21 protein-coding genes are annotated in these 21,051 nt (G+C 68.5%); 12 read left to right on the top strand and 9 right to left on the bottom strand.

What is annotated here, in order from left to right; all coding sequences use genetic code 11:
• Positions 1–120: 120 nt before the first annotated feature.
• From ispH to rnhA, 3 genes are read left to right on the top strand one after another with little or no spacing between them, the layout of a single operon-like run.
• The gene (ispH, locus tag SGR02S_RS10705) at positions 121–1,092 is read left to right on the top strand and encodes a 4-hydroxy-3-methylbut-2-enyl diphosphate reductase (RefSeq protein ID WP_067109124.1); all 972 of its coding nucleotides are present in this window, start codon (positions 121–123) and stop codon (positions 1,090–1,092) included.
• A gap of 13 nt (positions 1,093–1,105) precedes the next feature.
• On the top strand, positions 1,106–2,065 hold the full coding sequence (gene thrB, locus SGR02S_RS10700; protein ID WP_067109121.1) for a homoserine kinase: 960 nt from the start codon (positions 1,106–1,108) through the stop codon (positions 2,063–2,065).
• Positions 2,062–2,514, top strand: a complete 453-nt coding sequence (rnhA, locus tag SGR02S_RS10695; protein WP_067109118.1) for a ribonuclease HI — start codon at positions 2,062–2,064, stop codon at positions 2,512–2,514. Before thrB ends, rnhA begins: the two co-directional genes overlap by 4 nt.
• A gap of 32 nt (positions 2,515–2,546) precedes the next feature.
• On the opposite strand, the gene SGR02S_RS19610 is transcribed toward rnhA, so the two are convergent.
• Positions 2,547–2,723: a YegP family protein gene (locus SGR02S_RS19610; RefSeq protein ID WP_076074922.1), complete on the bottom strand. Its 177-nt coding sequence runs from the start codon at positions 2,721–2,723 to the stop codon at positions 2,547–2,549.
• Positions 2,724–2,811: 88 nt separating this feature from the next.
• Positions 2,812–3,942 (bottom strand): NAD(P)/FAD-dependent oxidoreductase, encoded by a 1,131-nt coding sequence (locus SGR02S_RS10690; RefSeq protein ID WP_067109115.1) that lies wholly within the window; start codon positions 3,940–3,942, stop codon positions 2,812–2,814.
• Positions 3,943–4,051: 109 nt separating this feature from the next.
• Between SGR02S_RS10690 and SGR02S_RS10685 the strand changes: the two genes are divergently transcribed.
• The 7 genes from SGR02S_RS10685 to SGR02S_RS10655 are packed head-to-tail and all read left to right on the top strand — an operon-like array spanning position 4,052 to position 11,140.
• Positions 4,052–4,540, top strand: a complete 489-nt coding sequence (locus tag SGR02S_RS10685) for an A24 family peptidase (protein ID WP_067109112.1) — start codon at positions 4,052–4,054, stop codon at positions 4,538–4,540.
• Positions 4,541–4,588: 48 nt separating this feature from the next.
• Complete coding sequence (gene cpaB, locus SGR02S_RS10680; RefSeq protein ID WP_067109110.1) at positions 4,589–5,629, top strand: Flp pilus assembly protein CpaB; 1,041 nt, start codon at positions 4,589–4,591, stop codon at positions 5,627–5,629.
• A gap of 1 nt (position 5,630) precedes the next feature.
• On the top strand, positions 5,631–7,100 hold the full coding sequence (locus tag SGR02S_RS10675; RefSeq protein WP_067109107.1) for a type II and III secretion system protein family protein: 1,470 nt from the start codon (positions 5,631–5,633) through the stop codon (positions 7,098–7,100).
• A 26-nt stretch (positions 7,101–7,126) separates the two neighbouring features.
• Positions 7,127–7,771, top strand: a complete 645-nt coding sequence (locus tag SGR02S_RS10670) for a CpaD family pilus assembly protein (RefSeq protein WP_067109103.1) — start codon at positions 7,127–7,129, stop codon at positions 7,769–7,771.
• Positions 7,768–9,057, top strand: coding sequence for a CpaE/TadZ family protein (locus SGR02S_RS10665; protein ID WP_067109100.1), 1,290 nt, complete (start codon positions 7,768–7,770; stop codon positions 9,055–9,057). Before SGR02S_RS10670 ends, SGR02S_RS10665 begins: the two co-directional genes overlap by 4 nt.
• 60 nt (positions 9,058–9,117) lie before the next feature.
• Entirely contained in the window at positions 9,118–10,086 is a 969-nt protein-coding gene (locus SGR02S_RS10660; protein ID WP_067109097.1) for a type II secretion system F family protein, read from the top strand.
• Positions 10,087–10,099: 13 nt separating this feature from the next.
• Complete coding sequence (locus tag SGR02S_RS10655; RefSeq protein WP_174521652.1) at positions 10,100–11,140, top strand: type II secretion system F family protein; 1,041 nt, start codon at positions 10,100–10,102, stop codon at positions 11,138–11,140.
• A gap of 38 nt (positions 11,141–11,178) precedes the next feature.
• Here the strand turns inward: SGR02S_RS10655 and SGR02S_RS10650 are convergent, their stop codons facing one another.
• On the bottom strand, positions 11,179–12,180 hold the full coding sequence (locus SGR02S_RS10650; protein ID WP_067109094.1) for a fumarylacetoacetate hydrolase family protein: 1,002 nt from the start codon (positions 12,178–12,180) through the stop codon (positions 11,179–11,181).
• A gap of 58 nt (positions 12,181–12,238) precedes the next feature.
• Positions 12,239–12,655, bottom strand: coding sequence for a hypothetical protein (locus tag SGR02S_RS10645; protein WP_067109091.1), 417 nt, complete (start codon positions 12,653–12,655; stop codon positions 12,239–12,241).
• Between the two features lie 148 nt (positions 12,656–12,803).
• Here SGR02S_RS10645 and SGR02S_RS10640 point away from each other — a divergent pair, with 148 nt between their 5' ends.
• A complete protein-coding gene (locus tag SGR02S_RS10640; RefSeq protein ID WP_067109087.1) occupies positions 12,804–14,036 on the top strand; it encodes a sensor histidine kinase in 1,233 nt (410 codons plus the stop codon).
• Between the two features lie 18 nt (positions 14,037–14,054).
• Here SGR02S_RS10640 and SGR02S_RS10635 read toward each other — a convergent pair whose 3' ends face one another.
• The 4 genes from SGR02S_RS10635 to SGR02S_RS10620 all read right to left on the bottom strand — a co-directional run bounded on the left by SGR02S_RS10635 (position 14,055) and on the right by SGR02S_RS10620 (position 18,624).
• Entirely contained in the window at positions 14,055–15,134 is a 1,080-nt protein-coding gene (locus SGR02S_RS10635; protein ID WP_255211443.1) for a choice-of-anchor A family protein, read from the bottom strand.
• Between the two features lie 152 nt (positions 15,135–15,286).
• Entirely contained in the window at positions 15,287–16,600 is a 1,314-nt protein-coding gene (gene aptA / locus SGR02S_RS10630) for an omega-aminotransferase AptA (RefSeq protein WP_067109084.1), read from the bottom strand.
• Between the two features lie 27 nt (positions 16,601–16,627).
• A complete protein-coding gene (locus tag SGR02S_RS10625; protein WP_067109079.1) occupies positions 16,628–17,566 on the bottom strand; it encodes a DUF808 domain-containing protein in 939 nt (312 codons plus the stop codon).
• A gap of 71 nt (positions 17,567–17,637) precedes the next feature.
• Positions 17,638–18,624 (bottom strand): glucokinase, encoded by a 987-nt coding sequence (locus tag SGR02S_RS10620; protein WP_067109077.1) that lies wholly within the window; start codon positions 18,622–18,624, stop codon positions 17,638–17,640.
• Positions 18,625–18,761: 137 nt separating this feature from the next.
• On the opposite strand from SGR02S_RS10620, the gene SGR02S_RS10615 reads away from it, so the two are divergent.
• Complete coding sequence (locus SGR02S_RS10615) at positions 18,762–20,519, top strand: GGDEF domain-containing protein (RefSeq protein ID WP_067109137.1); 1,758 nt, start codon at positions 18,762–18,764, stop codon at positions 20,517–20,519.
• A 204-nt stretch (positions 20,520–20,723) separates the two neighbouring features.
• Here SGR02S_RS10615 and sciP read toward each other — a convergent pair whose 3' ends face one another.
• Positions 20,724–21,011, bottom strand: coding sequence for a CtrA inhibitor SciP (gene sciP, locus SGR02S_RS10610; protein WP_067109134.1), 288 nt, complete (start codon positions 21,009–21,011; stop codon positions 20,724–20,726).
• Positions 21,012–21,051 lie beyond the last annotated feature (40 nt).

The following is a 21,051-nucleotide window of genomic DNA, read 5'->3' as shown; positions in this document are numbered from 1 at the left end:
CAATTCATGGGTCCTGACCCTAGAGAATGCTCTATGCGCGCCGCTTCTTATCGGTGCGATGAACGCGGCGCAACGGGGAGCTTTACCGCATGGCGCCTGCTGCGCTAGAGCGCGCGCACCATGAACGCCCTTTCCCCCCTGACGCCGGGCCGCGCCGAACTGACCGTTCTGGTCGCCGCTCCGCACGGTTTCTGCGCCGGCGTCGATCGCGCGATCCGCATCGTCGAACTGGCGATCGAACGCTATGGCGCGCCCGTCTATGTCCGGCACGAGATCGTCCACAATCGCTATGTCGTCGACGCGCTGAAGGCGAAGGGCGCGATTTTCGTCGAATCGCTGAGCCAGGTTCCCGACGGCGTGCCGGTGGTATTCAGCGCCCACGGCGTTCCCAAGGCAGTGCCCGAAAAGGCCGAAGCGCGCGGGCTCGACTATATCGACGCCACCTGTCCGCTGGTGTCCAAGGTCCACCGTCAGGCCGAGCGCGCGAACGAGGCGGGGCGCCACATCATCTTCATCGGCCACGCCGGCCATCCCGAGGTGATCGGCACGCTGGGGCAGCTTCCCGAAGGCGCGATGACGCTGGTCGAATCGGTCGACGACGTCGCGACGCTGACGCCGCCCGATCCCGACAAGCTGGCCTTCCTGACCCAGACGACGCTGTCGGTCGACGATACCGCCAGCGTCGTCGCCGCGCTGCGCCACCGTTTTCCGTCGATCCAGGGTCCGCGCGGCGAGGATATCTGCTATGCGACATCGAACCGGCAGGACGCGGTGAAGGCAATCGCGCCGCGTTGCGACCGGGTGATCGTGATCGGCGCCCCGAACAGTTCGAACAGCCTGCGGCTCGTCGAGGTCGCCGAACGGCTCGGCACCCCGGCGCACCTGATCCAGCGCGGGGTGGACATCGACCCCGCGTGGCTGGCCGACATCGCCACGCTGGGGATCACCGCCGGCGCCAGCGCGCCCGAAACGCTGGTCCGCGAAGTCATCGACGCCGTAGCCGCCCACCGCCCGATCGCCGAGCAGACGATCGTGTCCGCGGAGGAGAATATGGTGTTCAAGCTGCCCCGCGGGCTCGAACCGGCGGCATAAGGACCAAAGCCCGATGGCCGTTTACACGCACGTCGACCCCGACGACCTCGCCGCGCTGGTCGCCCGCTACGCCATCGGCACCGTCGTGTCGTGCAAGGGCATCGCCGAAGGGGTCGAGAACAGCAATTTCCTGCTCGAGACGACGGACGGCCGTTTCATCCTGACCCTCTATGAAAAGCGGGTGCAGGCGGGCGACCTGCCCTTCTTCGTCGACCTGCTCGGCCATCTTGCCGATCATGGCTGCCCGGTTCCGGCGATGATCCGCGACCGCGACGGCGAGGCGATCCAGCGGATTTCGGACCGCGCCGCGTGCATCATCCAGTTCCTGCCCGGCATCTCGCCGAGCCATCCGATGCCGAGCCAGTGCGAGGCGGTCGGCGCGGCGCTCGGCGCGATGCACCGCGCGGCCGCCAGCTTCCCCGGCGGGCGCGAGAACAGCATGGGCCATCGCCACTGGCGCGCCATCGCCGAGGCGACCGGCGACCTCGACGCGGTGATTTCGGGTTTGCAGGATCTGGTCGACGCAGAGCTCGCTTTCCTCGATGCCCACTGGCCGGGCGATCTGCCCGCGCATGTGATCCATGCCGACCTGTTTCCCGACAATGTGCTGATGCTGGGCGACCGGGTGACGGGGTTGATCGACTTCTATTTCGCGGCGAGCGATTTCCGCGCCTATGACCTCGCGGTCACGCATGCCTCATGGACATTCTCCGACGATGGCCGCCATTGCGACCCGGCGCGCGCGCAGGCGCTGATGCGCGGCTATGCCCGCGAGATCGCGCTGACCGACGCCGAGGTCGCGGCGCTGCCGCTGCTCGCGCGCGGCGCGGCGCTGCGCTTCCTGCTGACCCGCGCGCACGACTGGGTCCATACCCCCGCCGACGCGCTGGTCACCCGCAAGGACCCGGCCCCGCTCCTCGCCCGCCTGCGCCGCTATCAGGCGCATGACGCCGCGGCGCTGTTCGCGGCATGAACGACACGCGGACGGTCGTCATCGCCACCGACGGCGCGTGCAAGGGCAATCCCGGGCCCGGCGGCTGGGGCGCGGTGCTGCGCTGGGGCGATGCGGTGAAGACGCTGGCGGGCGGCGAACCCGATACGACGAACAACCGCATGGAGCTGATGGCCGCGATCGAGGCGCTCGCCGCGCTCAGGCGAAGCTGCAACATCGAGCTGTCGACCGACAGCGTCTATGTCCGCGACGGCATCACCAAATGGGTGCACGGCTGGCAGAAGAACGGCTGGAAGACCGCCGCGAAGAAACCCGTCGCCAATGCCGACCTGTGGCAAAGGCTGCTGAGCGAGGCGAAACGCCATCGCATCGAATGGCTGTGGGTCAAGGGCCACGCCGGGCACGGCGACAATGAACTGGCCGACCGGCTGGCGAGCGACGCGGCGCTGGAGGTTGCGCGGGCGCGCTGAACGCCCGCGCGCGCTTCCCCTGTTCGGCGTCCCTATTCGGCCTCGCGAACCTCGGCGCCCGGGCCGTTCTTCAGGATCGACTCGATCGCATTTTTGGCCGAGGCCTTGCTGGTATAGCCTTCGGTCCAGAAGATCGGCTCGCTGTTATATTTGAAATAGGCGACGAACTCGCCCTTCTTGTTCTTCTTGATCTCGAAATAATGCGCCATCGGGTCCTCCGCGTTTCGGGGTGCCGCCGGCTCGCGGCGGCCAGGTCATGGTAAGCCGCCCGTTTCGCGTTGCAAGGGCGCGTTGCGGTCAGGCGAAGCGCGCGGGCGAAAAGGCGGCGGGATCGATCGCGCCGATCGCTCCACCCGGCATCGGCGCGCCGAGTGCGGCGGCGAGCAGGGCGCTGATCGCGGGCGCGGTCTGGATGCCGAAACCGCCCTGCCCCGCGCACCAGACGAAGCCCGGAACATGCGGGTCGGCCCCGAAGACCGGCAGGCGATCGGGCGCGAAGCTGCGCAGGCCGGCCCATTTGCGCTCGACCGCCGCGACCGGCCAGTCGACCACCGCCTGCAATCGCGCGATCGCGAGCGCGACGTCGATATCCTCGGGCGCGGCATCGCCGGGGGGCGACGGCGTTTCGTCGTGCGGGCTCAGCCAGATGCGTCCCTCGCCCGCGCCCTTGAAATAGAAATCGCCGCCGACATGGACGATCAGCGGCAGCGCGGCCGGAACCGGTGCGCCCAGCCGGACCTGCGCCATGGTGCGGCGATAGGGCCGGATGCCCGTCGGCGCCGCGCCGCAGGCGGCCGCGACGCGATCCGCCCACGCCCCGGCGGCATTGACGATCACCGCGGCGCGCACGGTCCCCCGCCCGGTCTCGACCGTCCAGCCGTCGGCTTCGCGGCGCGCAGCGATCAGCGGCGCACGCGTCGCCAGCATCGCCCCGCCCCGCCGCGCCGCGCGCAGGCACGCCGCATGCAGCGCCGCGACATCGATGTCGCGGCACGAGGGTTCGGACGCGGCCGCGGTCCACCCGGCGCGCAGGCCCGGCACCCGCGCCGCGAGTTCGGCCGCCTCCAGCGGCGCGACATCGACGCCGCGCGCGGCGAAGGTGGCGATGAACGCATCCACAATCGGCGCCTCTTCGGTGCGGCCGACGATCAGCGAGGAGCGCGGCAGCAGGAACGGCCGCTCCGAAAAAGCCGGGTCGGGATGCGCGAGCGCCTCGAACGAGGCGGCGGTGAGCGGCTGGACGTCCGGCCCGCCGTAGCTTTGCTGCCAGAAGGCCGCCGACCGCCCCGTCGCATGATAGCCGGGCGCGTCCTCCGCCTCGATCATCAGCACCCGGCGATGGGGCGCGAGCGCCGCCGCCAGCCCGCTTCCCGCCATGCCTGCCCCGACGATGAGAACATCGGTTGCGGAAGGGAAAGCAGCGGTCATGCAGCCGCGCATATCGGCTGGACGGCGGAATGCAAGCGGCGGGCCCAATGAACCGCAGCTCTGCACATGGTTACGCTTTGGTAAGCCATCATGCTTAAGGGACGGGGCCATGGACCGTAGCTCGATCGCTTTTGGCCTGATGGCATTGCTCGCCGCGCTGATGATCGCCGCCGCGGTCAGCGACCTGCGGTCGCGGTCGATCTCGAACGGGCTGAACGGCACGATCGCGCTGCTCGCCATTCCCTTCTGGATCGCGAGCGGCCTGTCGCTGTGGCCCGACATTCCGATCCAGTTCGGCGCCGCCTTCGCGGTATTCCTGCTGTTCGCCGGGCTGTTCGCCATCGGCGCGATGGGCGGCGGCGACGTCAAGATGATCGGCGCGGTGATGCTGTGGATTCCGTTGCCGCTGTTCGTTCCCATGCTGACCGTCATGGCACTGGGCGGCGGCCTGCTGTCCGCGATCATGCTCGTTCACATCAAGCTGCGCCCGTCGGGCAAGCCGGTCGAGGTCCCCTATGGGGTCGCGATCGCGGCGGCCGGACTTTGGGCGCTTCACCAACACTATCTTAACCAGTTTCAGTTTATCGGATCGGCCTGAGGGTAGGCACAGCCGTTTCTGGTGGGTGCAGGAGGGCGAAAAATCGTCATGGATACGCGAAAGATTATGCTGATCGTCGGCGCGCTGGTCATTGCGGTCAGTGCGGCGTTCGGAGTCAATCTGATGATGCGCGGGTCTTCGACCCCGCCCGCCCGCGCGGCGGCGGCGCCGGAAATTTCCGGCCCGATGATCCTGGTCGCAACGCGGCAACTGCCGGTGGGCACGATCATCGGCCCCGACAGCTTCCGTTTTCAGCCGTGGCCGACCGAACTGGTCGAGAAGGCCTATTTCCTGAAGGACAAGACCGACGTCAACACGCTGGTCGGCACCGTGGTGCGCTATCCGATCACCGCGGGCCAGCCGCTGACGCAGGGCGCGCTCGTCCACCCCGACGACCGCGGCTTCCTGGCCGCGGCGCTCGGCCCGGGCATGCGCGCCGTCACGGTGAAGGTGTCGCAGGAACAGGGCGTCGCCGGCTTCGTCTTTCCGGGCGACCGCGTCGACGTGCTGCTGTCGCAGGAGATTTCGGTCAAGGAAGGCAGCGCCTATCCCGACGACCAGCTCTTCACCGCAGAGACGATCGTGCGCAACGTGCGCGTCCTGGCGACCGACCAGCGCTACGATGCCGAGGACGAGACGGGCAAGACGCCGGTCCGCACCTTCGGCTCGGTGACGCTCGAGGCGACGCCCGAGATCGCGGAGAAGATCGCCGTCGCCCAGAACATGGGCCGGCTGTCGCTGGCGCTGCGTCCGCTGGCCGAAAGCACCGGCGACCTCGAATCGGCGATCGCGTCGGGCGAGATCGACGTGCCGGCCAAGGGCGGCACCGTCGCCGAACGCAAGATGCTGGCCGAAGCCGCCGCGCGTCCGACCGCCAGCCGCTCGTCGGCCACCACCGGCGGCGACGTCTCGCGCTTCTGGGTGCCGGTCCGGGGTCGTGTCACGGCGCCGCGCCAGCCGCAGCAGCAGTCGATGGCGGACACGCCGGCAGCGGCATACGGGGGCACGGCTCAGGCCGCACCGCGGGGCCCTGTCGTCCGCGTGACGCGCGGCGACAAGACCACCGAAGTTCCGGTTGGGGGTAAGTAAGATGAACAGCAAAGCCAATTTCAAGGCAGCGGCGCTCGCCCGCACCCTGGCCGTCGGCCTGGTCGCGGCAACCCTGGCCGCCGCCCCGTCGCAGCCCGCAACCGCGCAGGCGACACAGAATGCCAGCAGCAGCATCGACCTGTCGGTCGGCCGCGGGCGCCTGATCAACCTGCCCGCCCCGATGGCCGACGTCTTCGTCGCCGACGACAAGGTCGCCGACGTGCAGGTGCGGTCGAACCGCCAGCTCTACATCTTCGGAAAGGCGCCGGGCGAGACGAGCATCTATGCGACCGACGCCGGCGGCCGCGTCGTCTATTCGACGGTCGCGCGGGTCGGCAACAATATCGAGACGATCGACCAGATGCTGACGCTGGCGATGCCCGACGCGAAGATCGCGGCGAACACGATGAACGGCTTCGTCCTGCTGACCGGCACCGTCCAGTCGCCCGACGACGCGGCCGAGGCCGAGCGGCTGGTGCAGGCGTTCGTCGGCGAACAGACCAAGGTGCTGTCGCGCCTGCGCACGGCGACGCCGCTGCAGGTCAATCTGCAGGTGCGGATCGCCGAGGTGAACCGCTCGCTGGTCAAGGAGATGAGCGGCAACCTGCTGACGCGCGACATGACGGGTGGCTTCCTGGGCGGCGTGTTCAGGGGGCGCAAGGCCGGCACGATCACCACCAATCCCGACGGATCGACCAGCTACACGGTCGAGACGCCCACCGGCATCAACAGCTTGGCGGCCGCCGGACGGCTGTTCGGCGTCGACCTGATCGCTTCGCTCGACCTCGGCGAACGCTCGGGGATGGTCGCCACGCTCGCCCAGCCCAATCTGACCGCGATTTCCGGCGAGACCGCCGACTTCCTGGCGGGCGGCGAATATCCGGTCCCGATCCCCGGCAACTTCGCCGGAACGACGATCGAATATCGCAAATATGGCGTCAGCCTCGCCTACACGCCGACCGTGCTGTCGAACGGCCGGATCAGCCTGCGCGTGCGGCCGGAAGTATCCGAACTGACGACCGACGGCGCGATCGAACTCGACGGGTTCCAGGTTCCGGCGCTCACCGTGCGTCGTGCCGAAACGACCGTCGAGCTGGGTTCGGGCGAAAGCTTCATGATCGCGGGACTGATGAACAATCGTTCGGTCGGCGCGATCGACAAGGTTCCCGGCCTCGGCGACGTGCCGATCCTGGGCAGCCTGTTCAAGTCGGACAGCTTCCGCCGCGGCGAAACCGAGCTGGTGATCGTCGTGACCCCCTATCTGGTGAATCCGGTTTCGGCGAACGAGATCAAGCTGCCGACCGACGCCTTCCGCGTCTCCGACGATGCGTCGCGGCTGCTGCTCGGCAAATCGAGCGACGGCGTCACCGGCGGCGACCGTCCCAAGCCGCAGCTCGACGGCGCGCCCGGCGACGCCACCCGCCCGCGCGGCAGCGGCGACGTTTCGCCCGGTTTCAGCCTCAGCAAGTAAGGCGCTGGTTTTCAGGAGCTAAAGTGATGAAGAAGATCGCAACTCTGACCGCCCTGGGACTGGCGACCGCGCTGGCCGGATGCACCGGCTCGGCCTACAGCAACCGCAGCCTCGAATCGGTCCACCAGCCGCTGGTGCGCAACGCCACCTATCATTTCGACGTCGCGGCGACGAACGGCGATCTGCCGCCCAGCGAGCAGGGCCGCCTCGAAGGCTGGCTCGACGCGATGGGCGCGCGTTATGGCGACCGCATCGCGGTCGAGGATTCCTCGACCTATGGCGCCGCGGCGGCGCAGGCCACGGTGCGCTCGATCGTCGAGAAGCGCGGGCTGCTGCTGAGCCGAGAGGCCCCGGTGACCGAAGGATCGGTCGCCCCCGGCCATCTGCGCGTCGTGATCACGCGGGCGAGCGCGCATGTTCCGGGCTGTCCCGACTGGGCGAGCAACTATTCGATCAACCCGACCAACGCGACCTCGTCCAACTATGGCTGCGCGACCAACAGCAATCTCGCCGCGATGGTCGCCGACCCGAACGACCTGATCAAGGGCGCGTCGAACGACCGCAGCGACCCGGCCGCCGCGACCAAGGCGATCAAGACCTATCGCGAGAAGCCGCAGACCGGCGCGGGCGAACTGCGCGGTCAGTCGACCAGCAACGGAGGTGCCAAGTGAACGCTCCCTTCAAAGCCGCGGGGCTGCGCGACCCGTTCAACGCCTTCGTCTGCGACGACGATACGCTGGAGCTGATCCGCGTCGCCGCGGGCGACATGGGCTGGCCGATCGAGAAGTGCAACAAGGGCGGCCTGCGCAACGCGGTGCAGTCGCTGTCGGTGTCGGCAAGCCCGAACATCCTGTTCGTCGACATGTCCGAATCGGGCGATCCGATCAACGACATCAACGCGCTGGCCGAAGTGTGCGAGCCCGGAACGGTGGTGATCGCCGCCGGGCAGGTCAACGACGTCCGCCTGTATCGCGACCTGCTGTCGAGCGGCATCCAGGACTATCTGCTGAAGCCGCTGTCGCTCGATCAGGTCCGCGAATCGCTGGCGATGGCGCAGGCGATGCTGACCGCGCCCAAGCATGGCGACGTGCACGACGACAAGCCGCACCACATGACGGCGGTGGTCGGGGTGCGCGGCGGCGTCGGCGCGTCGCTGGTATCCACCTCGCTTGCCTGGGTGATGAGCGAGCAGGCCGGCCGCCAGACCGCGCTGCTCGACCTCGACGTCCATTTCGGCACCGGCGCGCTGACGCTCGACCTCGAGCCGGGGCGCGGCCTGATCGACGCGATCGACAATCCGAGCCGCATCGACGGCCTGTTCATCGAGCGCGCGATGGTGCGCGCGTCGGACAAGCTGAGCCTGCTGTCGGCCGAGGCGCCGATCCACCAGCCGGTGATGACCGACGGGTCGGCCTTCTTCCAGCTCGAGGAGGAATTGCGCGGCGCCTTCGAGATGACGATCGTCGACATCCCGCGGCACGTGCTGATCCCCTTCCCGCACCTGGTGTCGGAAGCCGGCACGATCCTGCTGGTCAGCGACGTGACGCTCGCCTCGGCGCGCGACACGATCCGCCTGCTGTCCTGGTTCAAGCAGAACATCCCCGCGGCGCGGGTGATCCTGGTCGCGAACAAGTTCCAGAGCGCGATCGGCGAACTGTCGCGCAAGGAATTCGAATCGTCGATCGAGCGGTCGATCGACATCGTCATCCCCTTCGATCCGAAGCTGGTCAGCCAGGCGGCGAAGCTCGGCAAGTCCTATGCGGAAATCTGCAAGGGCACCAAGGGCGCGCAGGCGTGGACCAATCTGATGCGCCTGATCCTCGACGGCGCCGATGGCGACGGCGAGGAGGTCGCGGCGCCGGCCGCGAAGGGCGGCGCGAAGGACGCGGCCAGCGGATCGCTGCTCGGCAAGCTGGGCGGCATCGGCAATCTGATGGCGAAAAAGGGCGCGAAATAAGGGGGTGAAGCGGCCGCTTCGGCGGCCGGCGCGACACCCCTCAACCGGACGAATCCGACCATGAACCTGCCAGTGATCCTCATCATCGCCACCGCCTTTCTGGCTTTCGCGGCGCTTGTCGTCCTGCTGGGCGGCCCCTCGGCCGGGAAAGCCAAGTCGCGGCGGTTGGCGTCGGTGAAGGATCGGCACGCGGCCTCGACCGAGGCGGTGGTCGCGGCGCAGATGCGCAAGACGATCCAGGCGTCGAGCGCCGGGAGCAACCGGCTGTCGAGCCTGATGCCGCGCCGCGAGCAGATGGAACTGCGCCTGCGCCGCACCGGCAAGACGTGGAACATCACCCAATATATGTTCGCGACGATGATCCTGTTCGTCGTCGTGGCGGCGCTGATGCTGATCATGCGCGCGCCGTTCATGCTGGCGATCCTGTTCGGCCTGCTGGCGGGGATCGGCCTGCCCTATATGATCGTCGGCCGCCTGATCAAGAAACGCGTGACCCAGTTCACCACCCGCTTTCCCGATGCGATCGACCTGCTGGTGCGCGGGTTGCGGTCGGGCCTGCCGGTCACCGAAACCTTTCAGGTCGTCAGCCAGGAACTGCCCGGTCCGGTGGGCGAGGAATTCCGCGGAATCATCGAGCGCATCCGCATCGGCAACACGATGGAGGCCGCGCTGCAGGAATCGGCCGACATGCTCGGCACGCCCGAATTCCAGTTCTTCTGCATCACGATCGCGATCCAGCGCGAGACCGGCGGCAATCTGGCCGAAACGCTGGGCAACCTGTCCGACGTGCTGCGCAAGCGCGCGCAGATGAAGCTCAAGATCCGCGCCATGTCGTCGGAAGCCAAGGCCTCCGCCTATATCGTCGGCTCGCTGCCCTTCTTCGTGTTCGGTATCGTCTGGATGATGAACCCCGAATATCTGAGCGGATTCTTCCACGAGGAGCGGCTGATGATCGCCGGGATGGGCGGGCTGATCTGGATGAGCCTGGGCGCCTTCATCATGTCGCGCATGATCAGTTTCGAGATTTGAGGACGCCGACCCGATGACCAGCAGCCTCCTCCTCACCGCCTTCACCGGAGCCCAGCCGGGCCCGACGCTTCTGGGCGTCGATGTCGTCTGGGCGGCGACCATGCTCGCCGTCGTCGGCGTGCTCGCGGTGCTCGTCGCCATTTATGGCGCGCTGACCGTGCGCGATCCGATGGCGAAGCGCGTCAAGGCGCTCAACGAACGCCGCGAACAGCTCAAGGCCGGGATCACCGCATCGACCGCGAAGCGCCGCGCGCGGTTGGTCCGCAAGAACCAGACCGCCGACCGGATGCGGACCTTCCTCGGCAAGCTGCAGGTGCTTCAGGAAGAGCAGATCAAGGATGTGCAGCAGAAGCTGGCGCAGGCCGGCATCCGCTCCAAGGACCTCGCCGTGGCCGTCATCTTCGGCCGGCTGGTGCTGCCGATCCTGCTCGGCGGCCTGGCGGCCTTCCTGATCTATGGCGTCGACATGTGGCCCGACATGACGCCGATGAAGCGTTCGGGCTTTACCATGGCGGCATTGATCCTCGGCTACAAGGCGCCCGACCTGTTCGTGCAGAACAAGCGCCAGAAGCGCACCGACGCGATCCGCAAGGGGCTTCCCGACGCGCTCGACCTGCTGGTGATCTGCGCCGAGGCCGGCCTGACCGTCGACGCCGCCTTCTCGCGCGTGTCGCGCGAGCTCGGCCGCGCCTATCCCGAACTGGGCGAGGAATTCGCGCTGACCTCGATCGAGCTCGGCTTCCTGACCGAGCGTCGTCAGGCGTTCGAGAATCTGGCCTATCGCGTCAATCTGGAAGCGGTGAAGGGCGTGGTCACGACCATGATCCAGACCGAGAAATACGGCACCCCGCTGGCCAGCGCGCTGCGCGTCCTGTCGGCGGAATTCCGCAACGAGCGCATGATGCGCGCCGAGGAAAAGGCCGCGCGCCTGCCCGCGATCATGACGGTGCCGCTGATCCTGTTCATCCTGCCGTGCCTGTTCATCGTGATCCTGGGTCCGGCGGCCTGCTCGCTCAAGGACGCGCTCGCCGGCGCGATGGGCGGCGGAAGCTGAAAGCGGGGCGGGCCCAGGCCCGCCCGCTTCCCCGGCGGTCAGGCGACCGTCTGTTCGATCGCGCCGAAGATGCTGTGGTGGCGCTCGTCGTCCATCCAGATGCGGACCGTGTCGCCCTTCTGCATGAAGGGCGTCGCCGGCGCGCCGCCGCGGATGGTTTCCACCGTCCGCACCTCGGCAAGGCAGCTGTAGCCCAGCCCGCCCTCGGCGATCGGCTTGCCCGGACCGCCGTCGGCATCGCGGTTCGAAACCGTTCCCGACCCGATGATCGTCCCGGCGCCCAGATGGCGCGTCCGCGCCGCATGGGCGATCAGCCGGCCGAAATCGAAGGTCATGTCGACCCCGGCATCGGCGCGGCCGAGCGGCTGGCCGTTGAGGTCGACGCACAGCGTGCCGTGCAGCTTGCCGTCGCGCCAGCGGTCGCCGAGCGCATCGGGCGTCACGAACACCGGCGACATCGCGCTCGATGGCTTCGACTGGAAGAAGCCGAACCCCTTGGCGAGTTCGGGCGGGATCAGTCCGCGCAGCGAAACATCGTTGGTCAGGCCGACGAGCAGAATCCTGTCGCGGGCCGCCTGCGCATCGATGCCGGCGGGCACGTCGTCGGTCACGACGACCACCTCCGCCTCCATGTCGCAGCCCCATGCGGGGTCGCCGAGCGGGATCGGGTCGCGCGGGGCGAGGAAGGCGTCGCTGCCGCCCTGATACATCAGCGGGTCGTGCCAGAAGCTTTCGGGCATCTCTGCCCCGCGCGCCTGGCGGACGAGCGCGACATGGTTCACATAGGCGCTGCCGTCGGCCCATTGATAGGCGCGCGGCAACGGCGAGGCGGCGTCGCGTTCATGGAACCGTTCGCGCGGGATCGCTTCGTGATTGACGTCGTCGGCCAGCGCCTTCAGGCGCGGCGCCGCTTCCGCCCAGTCGTCGAGCGCCGCCTGCAGCGTCGGCGCGATCGCTCCGGCGTCCGCATACCAGGCAAGATCGTCCGAAACGACGACCAGTCGGCCGTCGCGGCCGGCTTTGAGCGAAGCGAGTTTCACATCGGTCCCTTTGTCTGCGATGCGGCCGAAGCATCATCGCCCACAGGACAAGCAACGATCAGCGCGGCATCTGGATGGATGCGAAACAGGTAAAGCCGCTCTGTCCCGCCTGCAAGCGCCGGATATATTGCAGATAGGCCTGCGACTGGTCGTAGGTCGCGCCGGGCAGCGTCTGGCCGCGGAAGGCGCGCTTGACCTGTTCACCCGTGAAGGGGCGCGGCGATCCCGGAAAAGCGCCCTTCGTCCCCGGCGGGACGAGCTTGCCGTTGGGATCGATATAGCGACCGGCGCCGGTCGGGCCGGGAACCGGTATCTCGCAATTCATCACCGACACGGCGGTCTGCGCAAAGGCGGGACGGATCGTCAGCGCGGCGGAGACGCCCGCGGCGCCGAGCGCCAGCATCCGGCGGCGCGTCGGAACGGCCTTATCGGCGCCATCTGCCGGCTCGTGGCCCGGAATCTCGCTGTTTTCCATACTCTGCCCCTACCCCATAGGGAGCGGGAGGAAAAGCAAAAGACCGGCCCCCGCATCCGGCATCCCGCTTTGGGACAGGGGCCGGCGCAAGCGTAACCGGCGCAAACGGCCTTGCGGGCGCCTGCGCTTCGTGCGAGGCGCTGTGCCGATGTTCGACCGCCTGTCCAGCCTCGTCATCGCGTTGACGCTGGTCGCCGTCGCGGCGATCTTCGCCGGACTGGCCGGGGGCGATGCCCTGACCATCACGCTTCTGGCCGCCGCGGGCGCCGCCGCCGCCGCCATCGTCCATGCCGCAGTGCCGGGGGCCCCACCCGACTTCGACGGGGGAACGGGCGCGCCCGAACCCGAAGCACCGCCGCCGTCGCTGTTGCGGCACCCCGATTTCGCCCGCTGGGCCGACCAGGAGCGCGAGCCGCTGATCGGAACCGCCGACAATGTCGTCACCATCGCCAACGACGCGGCGGTCCGGCTGCTGGGCCGGCATATCGTCGGCGCCGACATCCGGACCGCGATCCGCCATCCCGCCGCCACCGAAGGGCTGGCGGCGGCGGACGGCGCAAGCCCGCCACCGCCGATCGACCTTGTCGATTTCCCGCGGTCGGGCCAGCGTTGGACGCTGCGGATCGCCGAGCTGTCGGGGGGCGACCGCATCATCTTCCTGTCCGACCGGTCGGCGATCGACGCCGCCGACCGCATGCGGTCCGACTTCGTCGCCAACGCGAGCCACGAACTGCGCACTCCGCTCGCGGCGATCCTCGGCTATGTCGAGACGCTGCACGACCTGACCGGCGAAACCGACGTGCCGACGCGCCGCCGCTTCCTGTCGATCATCGAACGCGAGGCGCGGCGGATGCAGCAGCTCGTCATCGATCTGCTGTCGATCTCGCGGGTCGAGGCCGACCGCTTTCGCCGCCCCACGACGCCGGTCGATCTTGCAGCGATCGTGCGGACGACGATCGCGCAGTTGCAGGACAGCGAGGAAGCGCGCCCCAAAGACATCGTTGCCTTGCCCGGCGACACCGCGGTGCCGGTGCTCGGCGACGAGGCGCAGCTGGCGCAGCTCGTGCACAACATCATTTCCAATGCGCTGAAATACGGCCGCGCGGGCACGCCGGTAACGGTCGAGCTGATCCCCGAGGACGCCGACCGGGTGCGCCTGTCGGTCAGCGATGAGGGCGACGGCATCGCGCCCGACCACCTGCCCCGCCTGACCGAGCGCTTCTACCGCGTCGACGAGGCGCGCAGCCGCTCGGTGGGCGGCACCGGGCTCGGGCTCGCGATCGTCAAGCACATCGCCGAGCGCCATCGCGGCCAGCTCGACATCGCGAGCGAGCCCGGCAAGGGTACGCGCGTGTCGGTCGTCTTTCCGCTCGCCGCCTGAAACGCTTCGGGGCGGTCGTCAGCCGTCGCGGCGGCGCCGAAACCGGCGGGCATAGATCAGGCCGCCGACGCCCAGCGCGAACAGGCCCCACAGGCCCGGTTCGGGGATCGGAACCGGATCGCCGCCCGAACTCGACCCGCCCGAGGACGACCCGCCCCCCGGCGTGCCGATATTCCCGCCCTTGTAGGTGCCGATATGCATCTCGCCATTCTGCTTCAGATTGCCGAAGACTGCCGAGCCCTGGATGTAGTTCCCGGTTTCCGCATCCGCGGACGGCGCGAGGATCGAACCGCCCCACGCGGTCGTCACGCGGATATTCTCGGCATCGGGGAAGTTCCAGATCACATGCTCGCCCAGGTTGTTGGTGCCGCCGATGAAATTGTCGTTGAGCAGGATGTTGCGGCCGCTCACATTGACGACGACCGTGTCGGCACCGTTGAGAGCGAACTGGATTTCGCCGATCTTGTCGAGGTCGGCCGAACTGATTTCGAATACCGCCAGCCCGTCGGCATTCGGCTTTGCCGTGAAGACGCCGCGATTGCCCTGGACGGCGAACTGGCTGTTCGATGTCAGCGTCCCCATGTCGAACGACAGCCGGTCGAGGCTGGAGACGAGCTGTTCCTTCTGCTGCTGCAGGCCGACCACGAAGGCCGGATCGCTGTTGCCGAGGCCGGACAACACCTTGTTCTGATTGACGTTGGTGTTGCTGATCGTCCCGCCGACCTTCACCGTCTGCGCCGCGCCGTTGAGGTTGAAGCCGCTGTTCACATTGCCGCCGACGACCGCGCCCGAACCGTTGTTCAGATTCTTGTGACCGCCATTGACGTCGCCGACGACGGTCAGGCCGGGCTGGCCCGACGTCGATTGCGCCAGCGGGCGGATCGCATAGTTGGACGAATTCCCCGACAGGTTGCCGCCGACGAAGGTCCGCCCCTCAACCTCTGACGAGGATTCTAGATTGCCGAGAACGACAAGATTCCACTCGCGCAGTGCGTCGAGGCCGGTGATGGGTGACGAGGATTGCGCAAGCGCGGGTAGAACCGCCAGCGATGCCGCGAAAATAGCCGTCGCGACGAGCGGCCGAAAGGCAATGGACACTCTGAAAACCTGTCTGGAAAAGGGAATTTGCCGAATGCGGCGAGGCCCTTAGCCGATTTCACGCGCCTTGCCTATCGCGGCGCTGTCCCAATCCGGAACAGGGTCGAGGCGCAGACCGCAAAGCGTGGTAAATTCACGATATCGCGCCGTTTTCAGGCGATGGTGTCGAGCAGTTCGCCGAGCAACCCGAACATCTGGTCGATCTGCGCCTTCTCGACGATCAGCGGCGGCGACAGCGCGATGATGTCGCCGGTCGCGCGGACCAGCAGACCGGCGTCGAAGGCGCGGTGGAACAGTTCCATCGCGCGCGCGGTCGGCGCGCCGGGGCGCGGTTCTAGTTCGATGCCCGCGACAAGACCGATGGTGCGGATATCGACGATATGACGGCGTCCCCGCAGGCCGTGCGCCGCCGCCTCCCAATAGGGCGCCAGTTCGGCGGCCCGTTCGAACAATCCCTCGCGCGCATAGAGGTCGAGCGCCGCCAGCCCGGCCGCGCAGGCGAGCGGATGGCCCGAATAGGTATAGCCATGGGCCAGTTCGATGCCGCCGGGCGCGCTTTCGATCACCGCGTCATGCAACTCGCGCTTCACCGCGACCGCACCCATCGGGACGGCGGCGTTGGTCAGCCCCTTCGCCATCGTCAGTATGTCGGGGGTCACGCCCCACGCCTGCGCCGCGGTCGCCGCGCCGACGCGCCCGAAGGCGGTGATCACCTCGTCGAAGATCAGCAGGATGCCGTTGCGGTCGCAGATCGTGCGCAGCCGTTCGAGATAGCCGACGGGCGGGACGAGGACGCCGGTCGACCCTGCCATCGGCTCGACGATCACCGCCGCGATCGTTTCCGCTCCATGCAGGTCGACGAGACGCTGGAGGTCGTCGGCCAGTTCGGCGCCATGCGGCGGGAAACCGCGCGAAAAGGCGTTGCGCGCGGGGTCGTGCGTGTGGCGCAGATGATCGGCGCCGGGCAGCAGGGCGAAGGCACGCCGGTTGCCGACGATGCCGCCCACGCTGATGCCGCCGAAGCCGACGCCATGGTAGCCGCGCTCGCGCCCGATCAGCCGGGTGCGTGTCCCCTGCCCCCGCGCCCGCTGCACCGCGAGCGCGATCTTGAGCGCGGTGTCGACCGATTCCGAACCGCTGTTGGTGAAGAAGATGCGGTCGAGCCCCGGCGGCATCAGCGCGGCCAGCCGCTGCGCCAGTTCGAAGGCGGCGGGGTGGCCGAGTTGAAAGGTCGGTGCGAAATCGAGTGTCGCGGCGGCCCGGGCCATCGCCGCGGCGATTTCGGTCCGGCAGTGTCCGGCGTTGCTGCACCACAGCCCCGCGGTGCCGTCTAGGATCGTCCGCCCGTCGCCGCTCTGGTAATGCATGCCGCTCGCCGAGACGATCTGGCGCGGGTGCGCCTTGTAGGCGCGGTTCGCGGTAAAGGGCATCCAGAAGGATGCCAGTCCGTCATTGTCGCCTTGCATCGCCCAGCCGCCTTTCGCCTTTTGCCGTCAGTGCTCCGCCCGCTTGCCCGGAACGACGTGCAGCGCCCCGGCGATCGCGCCGCCGAGCAGCACCCCGAACAGGCCCGCTCCCGCCGCGTTGATCAGCCATTCCCATACGCCCGCCGCCGGAAGGCCGCCCGCGACGGCATGCGCGCCATCATGGAGCGCATGGCCGATCGCGCCAAGACCATATTCATCGAGCCCGTGCAGCACGATCTGGCCGCCGACCCACAGCATCGCCGCGGTGCCGATCGTCGCAAGGGCGGCGAGCAGCCGGGGCATCAGCGTCACCAGCCCGCGCCCGATCGCGCGCCTCGCCGCGCCGCCGTTTCGCGCCATGTGCAGTCCGATGTCGTCCATCTTCACGATCAGCCCGACGACGCCATAGACGGCGATGGTGATCGCGATGGCGACGATCGCCAGCGTCGCGGCGCGCATCGCGAGATGTTCGTCGAGCACCTCGTTGAGCGCGATCACCATGATCTCCGCCGACAGGATGAAGTCGGTGCGCACCGCCCCCTTCACCATCCGCTCTTCGTGATCCGCGTCCGCGACGATCGCCGCGTCCTCGTCGAGGCTGGTCGTGTCCTTCCGCAACGCATGAAGCAGCTTTTCCGCGCCTTCGAAACACAGATAGCTGCCGCCCAGCATCAGCAGCGGCGTGATCGCCCACTCCGCGAAGGTCGACAGGAGCAGCAGAACCGGCAGGATCAGCACCAGCTTGTTGAACAGCGATCCCTTGGTGATCCGCCAGATGATCGGCAATTCGCGATCGGGGGTGAAGCCGGTGACGTAGCGCGGCGTCACCGCCGTATCGTCGACGACCACGCCCGCCGCCTTCACTCCCGCCTTCGACGCCGCGGCGCCGACATCGTCGATGCTCGCCGCCGCAACCTTGGTGATGGTGGCGACGTCGTCGAGCAGGGCAAAGAGGCCGGATGGCATGGACGTCTGGTTCCTTCGATGGGTGTGCTGGCGGTGTAAAGAAGAAGGGGACGCTTCGACAAGCCTTTGCCTTATCGCCGCGAATCGCCGGCATGGCGGCGCGCGAAAGCAGCGGCGGCGCCGAACAGCCCCGGCTGCGGATGGGTGATCAGCTTGACCGGGATCGCCGCCATGATCCCGGCAAACCGCCCCTTGTCGGCGAAACGCCCGGAAAAGTCCGAACGGACGAGCCGGTCGCGGATGCGCAGGCCAAGACCGCCCGCCACGACCACCCCACCGGCGCCATGCGCCAGCGCGAGATCGCCCGCGACGCTGCCGAGCATCGCGCAGAAACGATCCGCCGCGGCGACCGCGAGATCGTCTTCCGCGCCGAGCGCGCGTGCCCACAGCGCATGATCGTCGAGCGGCGGAACGGCGCGCCCGTCGAGCGCGGCGAGCACTTCATAGATGCCGACGATGGCTGGCCCCGCCACGACGCGCTCGACCGAGACGCGGCCGTATCTTTGGCGCAAATGCGCGAGGATGGCATCCTCGACGGCATCGCAGGGCGCGAAGCCGATATGACCGCCCTGCGCCTCCTGCACGCGACAGGCGTCGCCGTCGCGCCACAGATAGGCGGCGCCAAGGCCGGTGCCGGGGCCGATGACGCTGATCGTGCCGCGCGCGGGGAGCGGAATATCCGGCCCGGCGAGCGGTTCGAACCAGGATTCCCCCGCCTGGCCGACGGCATGGCCGATCGCTTCGAAGTCGTTGAGCAACAGGCAATGATCGAGGCCCAGGTCGGCCTCGATTCGATCGCGGCCGATCGTCCAGCGATTGTTGGTGAAGCGCAGGATGTCGCCTTGCGTCGGCGCCGCGACGGCGATCGCGGCGCTGCGGGGCAGCGGTTCGGCCAGCCGGCGCGCGTACGCCTGCCACGCGGCCTCCAGCCCCGCATGATCCGCGGTGCGCAGCGTCACCGCCTCCCCCAGCGAAACGACGCGGCCGGCGGCAATCGCCGCGATCGCGAAGCGCGCGTGCGTGCCGCCGATATCGATCGCGACGATGCGTTCGGTCATCCCTTGTCCTGTCCTCGCTTGCCCGGCCGGCGGCGGATCGCGATCCGCGATGGCGCACGACGCCCGTCGACGCAACATGCGTTCCGTTGGTAAAGCTTTCCCAAGACATTGATGCCATAGGGTTCGCGATGGAGGCGATGACGGACCTTTCGATTCGCGCTTGCGCCCGGCTGCTGCTCGCGGTGGCGGCGCTCGCCGCGCTGTGCGGCGCCGCGCCCGCGAGCGCGGAGGTGCTTCGGCTCAACCAATCGCTCTGCCATGCCGTCAGCCCGATCGAATCGGCGGACGCCAGCCTGTCGACGCTTCGCTTTTCGTGCAGCGGGACGCCGGCGGGGTATCAGCACGACAGCTTGTGGCTGCGGTCCGATCAGCGGCAATGGGCCAGCGGGCAGCGTTCGGTCGCGCTGATGGTGCATCATTCGCGCTTCGACCGGCTCGCGGTCGCCTTTTCCTATGCCGACGGCGCGGTGCGCTGGCAGCAGGTCCGGCAGGGCGATTATGGCTCGCATTGGCGGGCGGGCGGGCAGATCGTGTTCGAGGCACCGGACCGCCCCGCGTCGGTGACGGCGATCACGATGCGCTTCGACCGGCTCGCCGCCCACGACCTGGTGCGCGCCCATATCCTGTCGCGCGACCAGAGCAGTATGCAGGCGGCTGGCATGGCGGCGGCGACCGGCGCCGCGCTGATGCTCCTGCTCGTCAGCGGCATCTACAGCCTGTCGCTCGCCGTCGCGGTGCGGCGCCAATATCTCGCCTGGCAGGCCGCGTGGGCGGCGACGATGCTTCTGTGGGGAACGCTGTGGTCGCAGATTCATCTGGCGCTGCTCCCCTTCATGGCGGGCACCGTCTCGGCCCAGCTCTGCACTTTCCTCGCCTGCCTCGCGATCGCGGTCGCCACCGCGAGCGCGGTGACGGCGCTCGATCGCAGCGGCGTTCCCGCCGCGCTGCGCCGGGCAACGCTGGCGCTCGGGGCCGGCGTCGGGCTGGCTGGCATACCGCTCGCGCTGATGCGGTCCGGCGACCTCGGCTATTGGGGCGAGGTGCTGGGCCTCGCCATCCTCGGCAACCTCGCCGCCGTCGCGATCTGCCTTGGCTGGGGCTGGCGGCGCGGTTCGATCGAGGCGCGCGATTTCGCCGCTGCCTGGTGCCTGCCGATGGCGGTGCTCGCCTTCATCCACCTCGTCGATGTCGAGAACGGCTTCTGGGGCGGCGGCTCCAAGCTGGCCGTGCTGCTCGCCGCCACCTGGCAGGCGCTGTGGCTGTCCGCCGCCGCGACCCGCCGGCTGGCCTCGCTGCGGATCGAGCGCGATCACGCACGCGCGGCCGAGGCGCAGGCGCGCGAACTGGCGCGCCGCGACCCGCTGACCGGCCTTCCCAACCGCCGCGGGTTCATCGAAAGCGTGACGCCGCTACTCAACCGCGCGCGCGCGGACGACCTGCCGGCGGCGCTGCTGCTGGTCGACATCGACCGCTTCAAGTCGATCAACGACGTCCATGGCCACGATATCGGCGATGTGGTGCTGTGCCGGATCGCGCGCCGGATCGCGCGATGGGAAGGTTCGATCTGCACCGTCGCGCGCCTTGGCGGCGAGGAATTCGGCCTGCTGACGATCGGGATGGAGGGCATAGCGCTCGACCGCTTCGCCGAAAGCGTCCGGCGGGAGATCGCCGCCTGCGACCATAGCGCGTCATTGGGCGACCGGACCGTCACCGCCAGCATCGGCGTCGCCGAGGTCCGTCCCGCCTGCGATTTCCAGCGGCTGTACAAGATCGCCGACGACGCGCTCTATGAAGCGAAGCACGCAGGGCGCGACCAGGTGGTGCTGCAGCGCCATACCGAAAGCGGCGGACCGAAGCCCGACCTGCCCGACCGCGAGGCCGTGCCGCTGGGCTGAGGCGCTGGGCTATGGCCTCTCGGGATTCAGTTTTTTCGCAAAGCAAAACCACGTGCTCCCGCGAAGGCGGGAGTCCAGAGCGTATGAAATCAGGGTTTGCGTTCCACCGCACTGGGTCCCCGCCTTCGCGGGGACACGCCCATATGCGTCCGCAAACACCCGAATCCCACAGACTATAAGGGAGCACCGGCCGGGAGTCGGCCGTCAGAGGCCGAACTTCTCCCGATAATATTGGACGCGCGTCGCGCGCAGCGCCCGAACGCCGAGGCGGTCGTAGGCCCGCTGCCACGAGGCGAACTCCTCAAGGCTGAGATTATAGCGCTCGCACGCTTCGTCGACCGTGATCAGTCCGCCCTCGACGGCGGCGACCACCTCCGCCTTGCGGCGGCTGACCCAACGCCGCGTGTTGCGCTTCGGCAAATCCGCCAGCGTCAACTCACTGCCCATCGGTCCGATCACCGACGCCGGCCGAATCTTCTGATTTTCGAGCACCACGACACTCCGTTCGGCGGCCTTCGGCCGCATGGCGCCC

The sequence above is a fragment of the Sphingopyxis granuli NBRC 100800 genome (assembly GCF_001591045.1).
Taxonomy (GTDB): Bacteria; Pseudomonadota; Alphaproteobacteria; order Sphingomonadales; family Sphingomonadaceae; genus Sphingopyxis; species Sphingopyxis granuli.
Note: the sequence above shows the minus strand (reverse complement) of the source record. Positions and strands in the feature narration are given on the sequence as shown.

Coding starts and splice junctions, on each gene's coding strand:
- cpaB (WP_067109110.1), top strand. CDS start 4,589: ATGGATACGCGAAAGATTATGCTGATCGTCGGCGCGCTGGTCATTGCG.
- SGR02S_RS10690 (WP_067109115.1), bottom strand. CDS start 3,942: ATGACCGCTGCTTTCCCTTCCGCAACCGATGTTCTCATCGTCGGGGCA.
- SGR02S_RS10685 (WP_067109112.1), top strand. CDS start 4,052: ATGGACCGTAGCTCGATCGCTTTTGGCCTGATGGCATTGCTCGCCGCG.
- thrB (WP_067109121.1), top strand. CDS start 1,106: ATGGCCGTTTACACGCACGTCGACCCCGACGACCTCGCCGCGCTGGTC.
- rnhA (WP_067109118.1), top strand. CDS start 2,062: ATGAACGACACGCGGACGGTCGTCATCGCCACCGACGGCGCGTGCAAG.
- ispH (WP_067109124.1), top strand. CDS start 121: ATGAACGCCCTTTCCCCCCTGACGCCGGGCCGCGCCGAACTGACCGTT.
- SGR02S_RS10615 (WP_067109137.1), top strand. CDS start 18,762: ATGACGGACCTTTCGATTCGCGCTTGCGCCCGGCTGCTGCTCGCGGTG.
- SGR02S_RS10645 (WP_067109091.1), bottom strand. CDS start 12,655: ATGGAAAACAGCGAGATTCCGGGCCACGAGCCGGCAGATGGCGCCGAT.
- SGR02S_RS10625 (WP_067109079.1), bottom strand. CDS start 17,566: ATGCCATCCGGCCTCTTTGCCCTGCTCGACGACGTCGCCACCATCACC.
- SGR02S_RS10640 (WP_067109087.1), top strand. CDS start 12,804: ATGTTCGACCGCCTGTCCAGCCTCGTCATCGCGTTGACGCTGGTCGCC.
- SGR02S_RS10655 (WP_174521652.1), top strand. CDS start 10,100: ATGACCAGCAGCCTCCTCCTCACCGCCTTCACCGGAGCCCAGCCGGGC.
- SGR02S_RS10620 (WP_067109077.1), bottom strand. CDS start 18,624: ATGACCGAACGCATCGTCGCGATCGATATCGGCGGCACGCACGCGCGC.
- SGR02S_RS19610 (WP_076074922.1), bottom strand. CDS start 2,723: ATGGCGCATTATTTCGAGATCAAGAAGAACAAGAAGGGCGAGTTCGTC.
- aptA (WP_067109084.1), bottom strand. CDS start 16,600: ATGCAAGGCGACAATGACGGACTGGCATCCTTCTGGATGCCCTTTACC.
- SGR02S_RS10675 (WP_067109107.1), top strand. CDS start 5,631: ATGAACAGCAAAGCCAATTTCAAGGCAGCGGCGCTCGCCCGCACCCTG.
- SGR02S_RS10660 (WP_067109097.1), top strand. CDS start 9,118: ATGAACCTGCCAGTGATCCTCATCATCGCCACCGCCTTTCTGGCTTTC.
- SGR02S_RS10670 (WP_067109103.1), top strand. CDS start 7,127: ATGAAGAAGATCGCAACTCTGACCGCCCTGGGACTGGCGACCGCGCTG.